This is a genomic window from Pyramidobacter sp. CG50-2 (assembly GCF_003612005.1).
In the GTDB taxonomy this organism is placed as follows: Bacteria; Synergistota; Synergistia; order Synergistales; family Dethiosulfovibrionaceae; genus Pyramidobacter.
In genome coordinates, this window is the sequence record NZ_RAWT01000075.1 from 1 (window position 1) to 8,174 (window position 8,174).

Below are 8,174 nucleotides of genomic sequence, written 5' to 3' on the forward strand. Positions count from 1 at the left end.
GGGAGCAACGTCATCGGCGATAAGGCTTACGGTTCGCAAGCCATCAGAGAGTACATTACTTCTCGGGAGGGAAGTTACACTATCCCGCCGAAGAGCGATAATCCCGAACCGTGGTTTATAGATGAGCATGTTTACAAGGAACGACACTTGGTTGAATGTTTCTTTCAGAAAATCAAATGGTTCCGTAGAATTTTCACCCGCTATGACAAACTTGACGCTTCGTTTTTCGCTTTTGTTCTTGTTGCTGCCAGTGTTATTTTATTGAAATAATACAAGCTGAAATGTTTTTTTTAACAAGCCCTAAATGCAAGCTTCTTTTAATTCAGATTTAATGCAACGGGGTACCGGATGTTGCGTTGCATTTACCTTGAAGAATTTCAACGAAATTCGGTCGGCTCTCCGACGGCAGAAACAACTAGGCAAGCTCTTCGGGTTGTGCTATAATACCCTTCGTCTGCGGAGGGATGGCCGAGTGGTCGAAGGCAGCTGACTCGAAATCAGCCAGGGGTTCACGCCCCTCGGGGGTTCAAATCCTCTTCCCTCCGCCATGCAGTGATTTCAAAGCGTCGGAACGTTTCCATGTATGTTGTTCATGGACTGCGTTCCGGCGCTTTTTTGTATGAATCAGTTGCTGCTGGGAAGCCGAACGTGCATTTCAAGTTGTAAACATTCCTGTGTTGCGCCTTGAGTCTCTACATTTAATAAAAATTATATTTTTCTGACTATCCATTACTCACCTCCTTGATCCGTATGATTACTCATGTTACCACAAAAAGGGAGGTTTATGGAGTGCCTTATTTAGTGGAAAACTCTTGCGCAATTGCTCTATATATGGTATAAAAGTACGAAAGAGAGGTGAGTGAAAAATGTTGACAGTGGCAAAGTTCGAACGTATGCGGCGTGATATTTCGGTGAAGGCGGTCTCAGAGCAGACGGGCATTGACGCGGCACGGTACAGGAATTTTGAGAGGGGGGATAGGAGTCGCTACTTGACCAGTGATGAGTTGTTAGGCGTATCTGCGTGCATCGGCGTGCCGCGCGACATGATTGCCGACGACCGGGGCGCGCCGCGTATGCTGGCGTGAGGATAAAAAAAGACCGCTCACCGGGTGAGATTCCGGGAACGGTCGTAAGACTGGAGGAGATGAACACTTTGTACTTTTATTATAACACAAAGGCGAGTTATTCTGTGAATTTGAGTTTTGATCTCAAAGGCAATAGCTATGTCAGTTTTGATATGGAGATTTCTAATCGCCAGCGGAAAGTGTTGATAGAAAAAATCTGTTCCAGCGCTGCTGAGGATATCATTTACAGTCTCTGTGAAGAAGCGGAGTCACGTCTGGACGACGAAGAGCTAGAGTATGTGAAAGACCAGTGCCCTGGATGGGATGTTGTATATGATAAGGTATTCGATGCCATTTCCTGTTATGCACAGGAAGAGCGTCGAAAAGAAAGTTTTTGGCGCGCAAGCTGCAAAGATATTTTACGTGTCGCCAGGAGAAAAAAGGCTTGCTATAGCGTAAGACATCGAGGCCGGAGGGGGAGGCCTAAACAGGGGCGCTCTCGTTCTTCCTTCGTGGCTGCGTCTTCCCATGCCAACTCCGACTCCGGCGACGATGACGACGGCGGTTCGGGCGATGGAGATGGAGACGGGGACGGATCGGAGGCAGATCATCATAGTGTAGTAAAAAATCTGAAAAATGGAATAATGGTAATAAGGAACCGAGCGTTGCGGCCCGCGATTATGCGGTGCGCGCAGTGGTCGGTATTTTTCGTGCTTTTTATCCGGCAGGAGGTGGCGGCATGAGCGCTCAGGAAAGCATCAACAGGACGGCGGCGAGAACGCAGCGGGCGCTTGTGCTGCGCCATCTGAAAAGCGGCAGGACGCTGACGCAGGACGAAGCGCAGGCGCTTTACGGAGTGCGGCGGCTGGCGGCACGCATCAGCGAGCTGCGGAACGATTTCGGCTTCCCCATCAAAACCGAAACTGTTGATGTCGGTGGCGTATCCGGGCTGGCGCGCTACTCTTTGGAGCAGACGCCGGAAGACATTAAGAAAAAGCGGGCCGTGCTTCAATCTCTCCTTCGCGGGGATGCCGTCGAAGCTGTTCCGGGCGTATCGCCTGATGAGCTGGCGCGTCTCGTGGAGTATCTGCGCGCCGATGGCTGGCCAGTGCTGGCCATTGAAGGGAAATATGTCCTGATCGGCGTGGGGAAGGAGGCGGCGAGCGATGACTAGTCAGAGGGACATAAACGCTGCCTGGTTCGAGGAACACGTCGAGCCTCAAGTCGAGAAACTGACGCGAAGCGGCAGCGACGAGCTGGTCATGTGCTCGCCGCTGCGGGAAGACCATAACCCTTCCTTCTCAGTCAACTTAGAAAAAGGGTGCTGGAACGATTTCGCAATGGGCGAAAACGGAAATCTGACGGAGCTTGCCGCCCGTCTGGGCGTTCCCGCGCCGGAATACGCGGGCGGTGGAACTTCTTCCTCGAGGAAAGAACAGGACGCCAAGGCAGAGGCCGAGAACAAGGCAAGGGTTGAGGCGGCCCGTACCGTGTGGGATATGAGCGTTGAAGAAGGAGTATCGACTCATGAATATCTGAAGGCCAAGCAGCTCGATGCAGCGGGCCTTGATCTGCGGGTGCTTTCCTTTAGCGGCCCCGCTGTACCGAAGCCGTACCAGAAGATTCCCCGCCGCGGGCAGCTGGTCGTTCCCGTGAGGGACGCGAAGACGGATCAGCTCGTCGGCGTGGAACTGATCGACTGCTTCAAGGCTGATGGCAAGTGGGGTAAGCGTGACCTTGGCGTTAAAGAGGCCGGGTACTGGGAAGCGGGAACATGCTCCAAAAAAGACGCTCCGATCGTCTTCTGCGAGGGCATGGCCACTGCGGCAACCGTAAAGCGCTTTGTCGGCGACTCCGCGCGCGCGATCTGCTGCTTCGGGGCGGGCAACGTGCCAGTCGTGGCGGCGGCTTTTTCTTCGCGGTTCCCGGGCAGGGAGATCGTCATCGCCACCGACGCGGGCGAAACCGGAGAAGACGCCTACAATACCGTGCGGCTGGGCGAAGCGAAAAAGCGCGGACGGGGGCACGAAAATGACGTCCTGCGCCCCGCGATTCCCGACGCCCTGAAGGCTATTCCCAAAGGAGAGAACAATACCGACTGGAACGACGTTGTTCTCGCCAAGGGCTTCGAGGCCGCCCGCACGGAGTTTGAGAAGCGTCTGAAGCTGTCGCGGATGCTGTGCAAGATGCAGTCTTCGGAAGCGACGCGGAGCAAGCCGGAGTTTATCAGCGCGTCTGCGCTCATGGCCACAAGATTCGAAGCCAAGAAGTGGGCGGTCGAGGGGCTTGTCCCTTCGGGGCTGACAGTGCTCGCCTCGATTGCCAAGAAGGGCAAGAGCTGGCTCGTTCTGCAAATGGGCGCGGCGGTCGCGGCTGGAAAGCCCTTTTTTGGCATGAAGACGACGCAGGGGGCTGTACTCTATGCGGCTCTGGAAGACACTCAGGCACGTTTAAAAGAGCGGCTCCAGCTGCTCTACCCTATGGGTGGCGTTCCCTCTGTCATGAGCTTCACAACGACCTTCCCACGCCTCGACGCCGGAGGGCTTGAGCAACTGCTGGAATGGGTCGTTGAAAATAGCCCTTCGCTCGTAGTTATCGACGTCTGGAACAAGGAAAGGCCTGAACGCCTACGAAGCCGACTATAAGGCTGTGGGGCCGCTGAAAGCGCTGGCCGACATGACGGATACGCCGATCCTTCTCGTCCACCACCTGAAAAAAGGCGGCGCGGCAAAAGGCGAGATGCTGGAAGGGCTGTCCGGTTCCATGGGCTTGCCGAGTGCCGCGGATGCGATCCTCGCCCTGAAGCGCGAAGGACAGAGCGAAACAGCGGTGATCGAGCGGACGGGACGAGACATGGACTGTACCGACGATATTCCCATCCGTTGGACGAAGCCTGCGGGCTGGCGTCTCTCCACGCCGGAGGAGCTCTACAAGGAGCGCCGCGAGAAGGAAACCGGCACGGCGAGGGCCATCTTCGACGCTCTGGAAGAAAGCGGCGCGCCGATGTCGCCCAAGCAGATCGCGGAAGCGGCGGAAATTTCTCCGCAAAGCGTCCGGGTGTACGTTAAGCGCCTTAAAGATGCGGGCCAGCTCCAGCGGTTCAGCAACGGCAGTTATTACCTCGCAGAAGAAGCAACCCCGTGCCACGAAGAAAAAGAAGACCCCCCTATAAATAATAATAATCTCTCTCTCTTTTCTGTTACGCCTGTTACGCCTGTTACGCCTGTTACGGGTGTTACGGGTGTTACGGTGGGACAAGAACGGGATTGTTACGCTTCTGTTACGCCTGTTGTTACGCCGATCCGAAGCAGTGATACCAATGGTTTAGGCGAAAAGCGTAACAGCGTAACAGGCGTAACAGCGTCACAGCATTATTTAGGTGAGTACGAAAAAACGGGATTTATCCTGCAAAAATTTTCAGCCCCCATTTCTTCCCTTGCGGAAAGGGCGGGATGCTCGCCCGAGGTTGTTCGCCAGGCGCTGCTGAACCAGTTCGGAGAGCGGGCGGACTTTGGCAGGGATCGTGTAACGATTTCACCGCCTGACTTATGGCTGGAGGGTGAGACGGATGACTGATCAGCAGCGCGACGCCCTCAAGCTGATCGTTGCGGAAGAGATTAGCCGCCGGACGGGCGAGGAGTACTTCTTTGAGTACCACTTCGCCCGGCCTGACCGGCTCTGGAGAAGTGACGTCGCATGGCCCCGCGTGCGCGTCGCTTTGGAGATCCAGGGCGGAAACTGGACGCGCGGGCGGCATTGCCGGCCCTCAGCCATGCAGAGCGAGTACGACAAGCAGAACGGCTACGCTTCCCGCTCGTGGCTCTGCTTCTACGCCGACTGGGCGCAGATGAAGAAGCCTGAACTGGTGGATATGGTCGTCAGGACGATACAGCGCCGCAAGGGCGTAGAGAATGAGAACGGAGGCGTTCAGGGTGAGCTATTTCGCAGTGAGAGATAGAGAGACGGTCATCTGGCACGGCGCGGCACAAGACCGCCTTGACGCACTGGACAAAGCTGCGGCGGCGCAGGATCTTGTATCGTACCGCTGGGCCTTCGATCATGATCCCGGCGTCTTTAACGTAAGAAGCTGGCAGGCTGTAGAAACGGGCATTTCCGAGTTTGCCGTCGTATACAGAGACGAGAGAGGCCGCGAAACGGAGGTGCTGCGGGGTGTGGCGAACGATCGAGCGGATGCCATGCGGCTGATCCGGGAAGTGCCGCCTGAGTGTTCTTTCCCTCGCGGAAGGCTCGTTGTGCGGAAGTGTGGATAAAATGAATGAAAGTTTACGTACTTAGGAGGTTTTAACCATGGGAAGCAAGCCGAAGGGCGTTAAGCTGGCGCGTCCTAAAGCAGGTATGCCGCAAAAGCTGACGAAAGAGGTGAAGGACAAGATCATCGACGCGATCCGCTGCGGCGTGTACATAGAAACCGCCGCGGCAGTCGCAGGGATTACGCGGCAGACCTTTTACAACTGGCTGAGGCGCGGCAAAGAGGAAAAACGCGGCAAGTTCCACGACTTCGTGAAGGAGGTGAATATCGCTTTCGCGGAGGTGACGCGGAACGACATGGAGGTGATCGGTCTGGCCGGAGAACGCGACTGGAAGGCCGCGGCGTGGAGGATCGAGAAGCGGGACAAGCTGTATCGCGATACGAGCGGCACAAGCAAGATCGGGAGCGAGGACGATCCGTTCATCGTCTTCCTCAAGGGTGTAAGAGACGGGAGTGCTGATAGCAATGCAGAGTGAGAGAACAGATTTTCAGCGGTTGATGGAAGAGAATGGGCTGACGGCGAAATTTGAGTACATGGCCATAGCCGAGCTCACCTTCGCGGACGGATCGAGGGCCGCGCTGTACCAGGCGCGTTCCCCGGCCGACAAGATTGCCGTTCTGGAGCCTGACGATCAGGTTCCTTCCCTCGGCCCGCTGCAAGGGCGGGAGTTCATCCGGAGGGTCAACCGCGCCCCGACCGACGACGACATGGCCATAGTCCACGGCGCGATGCTGGCTGCGTGGGAGCGCATTCAAGGGCGCTGTTAGGAAATAACAAAGCCGCTTCTCAGATCGAGAGGCGGCTTGCCCTGACAAATTAGTTCATGAAATTTACGATATTCAACTGAATGGACTTTTTGTTTTTTGGAAAACGGTTCATTTAATGGATCGCATCAAGTTCGGCCTTCAGCTGGTCGAGTGTCACTTCTTCGAGTCTTCCGGCTTCCGCGTCGGCCATGGCCTGAAGCGTTTCGGCGCTGAGGCGCGGCTGGAAGGGAAGACCGCCTTCATCGACGATCTGGCGAAAGAACAGCCGCACGGCGTCGCTGGTGCTGAGGCCAAGTTCGGAAAGGATCTGCTGAGCGTCGTGCTTGATCTGCTGCGGCATGCGGACGTTGACGACGGTTGTATTCTCCGCGTTCATCTTCATCACCTCTGAAAATATTGTAGTGCAAGATGAATTACACGTCAAGAAGCCGTCTGCTCTTTCCCTTCGCGGTCAATCCAGTACCTTCAAATACTCCAGCAAACGAGCCTCGAGGCACTCCTTAACCAGACCGGTCATCGGCGCGGAATCGCCGTCTCTGTAGTAGGAATCAAAGGCAGCGTAATAACGGCGGCGATCGCTGTATTTCACGTTGACGGGCGGGAAGCCCGCCTGCATGAGCATGAAGTTCAGCAGCAGCCGCCCCGTGCGCCCGTTGCCGTCGATGAAGGGATGGATGCCCTCGAAGCGGAGATGGAACAATGCCGCCGCCTCGACCTCGTTCTTGTCCGTGGCGGCGAAGTCTCTCAGCAGAGCGGCCATTTCCTCATGGATCAGCAGCGGCTCCGTCGGCGTGTGGAAAGCCCCGGCGATGACGACGGGCACTTGCCGATACCGGCCCTTGTCTTCCGGCCTGTCCATGAGTACGAGGGAATGGATTTCCCGGATGCGCCACTCCGTCAACGGTTCTTTTTCCGAGACGAGCCGCTCGACGCAGGCGAAGGCGTCGCGGTGGCCGATGGCTTCCAGGTGGTCTTTCAGCGGCTTCTCGCCGATGGTGATCCCTTCCAGCACAAGCGCCGTTTCTCTGAGCGTGAGCGTGTTGCCCTCGATGGCGTTGGAGTTGTAGGTGTACTCGATCGTGAACTGTTCCCGAAGGCGTTCCAGCTCTCCGGGCGTCAATGGCCGGCAGGCGTCGAGCCTGCTCTTCAGCTCCGCGAGGCGGGAATAGCTAATCATGAGCCTGCTCCTTCCCTTCGCGGCCGGCTTCCGGTTCGTCGGCTTCAGCGCTGGCCGCAGGCTCGTGCTCGATCACGTTCTGGATCGGCGCGCGAAGGGCGGAACAGATGCGGTCGAGCAAGTCCATGGAAACGTTTTCATTTTTGCCGATACGGGCAAAGCTAGTCGGCCCTGCTTTTACAGTTTTCCTGAGTTCCTCTCTTGTCATGTCTCTGTCAATAAGCAGCTTCAAAAGCGGTTTATAGTTAAACGGCATTATTTCACATCCTTTCTGGCTACGTATTTTATCATGATTCTACCTAAATAGAAAGAAGTGTTTTTCTATTAGGTAGCTTATCTATTGACATTTGTATTTGTCATGGTAGAATATCTACTGAAACATGTAGATGATATACAAGAGAGGTGATGGATTGAAGCACGTCGATTCAGCACGGCGCATCAAAAAGGCCCTTGGAACTGTCTCGAACGTTGGCGCGTGCAGACAGTAGCAAGGGCGAGGGCCTGAGAAGAAGGCCGCTTGTATTGTAACACGGCGGCTTTCTTTTCGGGGAAAGTGTGAAAGGAGAATGTTCTCATGATGATTCATGGCGTGAAATTGGAAGAGTGTTCAGAACTAGGCGTGAAAATGACATTTCCCGATAATTCTTATTGCACTTTGGCCATTGATGTGGTGTATCGGCATCCTCGCCGCCCGCCGTTGGAATTAGGTGAAGAAAATATCCCGACTGACACTGACAGGTACGCAAGGAGATTACGATATGACAAGACGCCAGAAGATAAAGAGATAGATGAAGCGGCGCTGAAGCTTTTGTACTCGCTGAAATTCTTCAAGGTAAATGCAACGCAACATCCGGTACCCCGTTGCATTAAATCTGAATTAAAAGAAGCTTGCATT

Annotated in this window: 14 protein-coding genes and 1 tRNA gene; 12 read left to right on the plus strand and 3 right to left on the minus strand. The window is 55.1% G+C overall.

The features are described 5' to 3' along the window. The 11 genes from D7D26_RS11405 to D7D26_RS11455 form a co-directional block, all read left to right on the plus strand. Positions 1 to 270 (plus strand): transposase (locus D7D26_RS11405; protein WP_147413033.1); only part of this gene is annotated, 270 nt, incomplete at its 5' end. Positions 271 to 458: 188 nt separating this feature from the next. After that, positions 459 to 548: transfer RNA gene (locus D7D26_RS11410), tRNA-Ser, on the plus strand. A gap of 318 nt (positions 549 to 866) precedes the next feature. After that, positions 867 to 1,085: a helix-turn-helix domain-containing protein gene (locus D7D26_RS11415; protein ID WP_120373124.1), complete on the plus strand. Its 219-nt coding sequence runs from the start codon at positions 867 to 869 to the stop codon at positions 1,083 to 1,085. 59 nt (positions 1,086 to 1,144) lie between these two features. Further along, complete coding sequence (locus tag D7D26_RS11420; protein ID WP_120373125.1) at positions 1,145 to 1,807, plus strand: hypothetical protein; 663 nt, start codon at positions 1,145 to 1,147, stop codon at positions 1,805 to 1,807. Further along, on the plus strand, positions 1,804 to 2,238 hold the full coding sequence (locus D7D26_RS11425) for a helix-turn-helix domain-containing protein (RefSeq protein ID WP_120373126.1): 435 nt from the start codon (positions 1,804 to 1,806) through the stop codon (positions 2,236 to 2,238). Before D7D26_RS11420 ends, D7D26_RS11425 begins: the two co-directional genes overlap by 4 nt. Further along, positions 2,231 to 3,709, plus strand: a complete 1,479-nt coding sequence (locus D7D26_RS11430; protein WP_120373127.1) for an AAA family ATPase — start codon at positions 2,231 to 2,233, stop codon at positions 3,707 to 3,709. The genes D7D26_RS11425 and D7D26_RS11430 overlap by 8 nt, the downstream gene beginning before the upstream one ends. Before the next feature lie 4 nt (positions 3,710 to 3,713). Beyond that, positions 3,714 to 4,640: a helix-turn-helix domain-containing protein gene (locus D7D26_RS11435; protein WP_120373128.1), complete on the plus strand. Its 927-nt coding sequence runs from the start codon at positions 3,714 to 3,716 to the stop codon at positions 4,638 to 4,640. Next, complete coding sequence (locus D7D26_RS11440; protein ID WP_120373129.1) at positions 4,633 to 5,022, plus strand: hypothetical protein; 390 nt, start codon at positions 4,633 to 4,635, stop codon at positions 5,020 to 5,022. The genes D7D26_RS11435 and D7D26_RS11440 overlap by 8 nt, the downstream gene beginning before the upstream one ends. Continuing rightward, complete coding sequence (locus D7D26_RS11445) at positions 5,012 to 5,335, plus strand: hypothetical protein (RefSeq protein ID WP_147413079.1); 324 nt, start codon at positions 5,012 to 5,014, stop codon at positions 5,333 to 5,335. Before D7D26_RS11440 ends, D7D26_RS11445 begins: the two co-directional genes overlap by 11 nt. 37 nt (positions 5,336 to 5,372) lie before the next feature. After that, complete coding sequence (locus D7D26_RS11450) at positions 5,373 to 5,810, plus strand: helix-turn-helix domain-containing protein (RefSeq protein WP_120373131.1); 438 nt, start codon at positions 5,373 to 5,375, stop codon at positions 5,808 to 5,810. Continuing rightward, positions 5,800 to 6,102, plus strand: a complete 303-nt coding sequence (locus D7D26_RS11455) for a hypothetical protein (RefSeq protein WP_120373132.1) — start codon at positions 5,800 to 5,802, stop codon at positions 6,100 to 6,102. Before D7D26_RS11450 ends, D7D26_RS11455 begins: the two co-directional genes overlap by 11 nt. Positions 6,103 to 6,214: 112 nt before the next feature. Here D7D26_RS11455 and D7D26_RS11460 read toward each other — a convergent pair whose 3' ends face one another. The 3 genes from D7D26_RS11460 to D7D26_RS11470 form a co-directional block, all read right to left on the minus strand. Continuing rightward, positions 6,215 to 6,478, minus strand: coding sequence for a type II toxin-antitoxin system RelB/DinJ family antitoxin (locus tag D7D26_RS11460; RefSeq protein WP_120373135.1), 264 nt, complete (start codon positions 6,476 to 6,478; stop codon positions 6,215 to 6,217). Between the two features lie 75 nt (positions 6,479 to 6,553). Next, positions 6,554 to 7,279, minus strand: a complete 726-nt coding sequence (locus D7D26_RS11465) for a Fic family protein (RefSeq protein WP_120373133.1) — start codon at positions 7,277 to 7,279, stop codon at positions 6,554 to 6,556. Further along, on the minus strand, positions 7,272 to 7,535 hold the full coding sequence (locus tag D7D26_RS11470) for a helix-turn-helix domain-containing protein (protein WP_120373134.1): 264 nt from the start codon (positions 7,533 to 7,535) through the stop codon (positions 7,272 to 7,274). Before D7D26_RS11470 ends, D7D26_RS11465 begins: the two co-directional genes overlap by 8 nt. A gap of 318 nt (positions 7,536 to 7,853) precedes the next feature. Here D7D26_RS11470 and D7D26_RS12190 point away from each other — a divergent pair. Beyond that, a partial coding sequence (locus D7D26_RS12190; RefSeq protein ID WP_147413080.1) for a hypothetical protein occupies positions 7,854 to 8,174 on the plus strand: 321 nt, incomplete at its 3' end.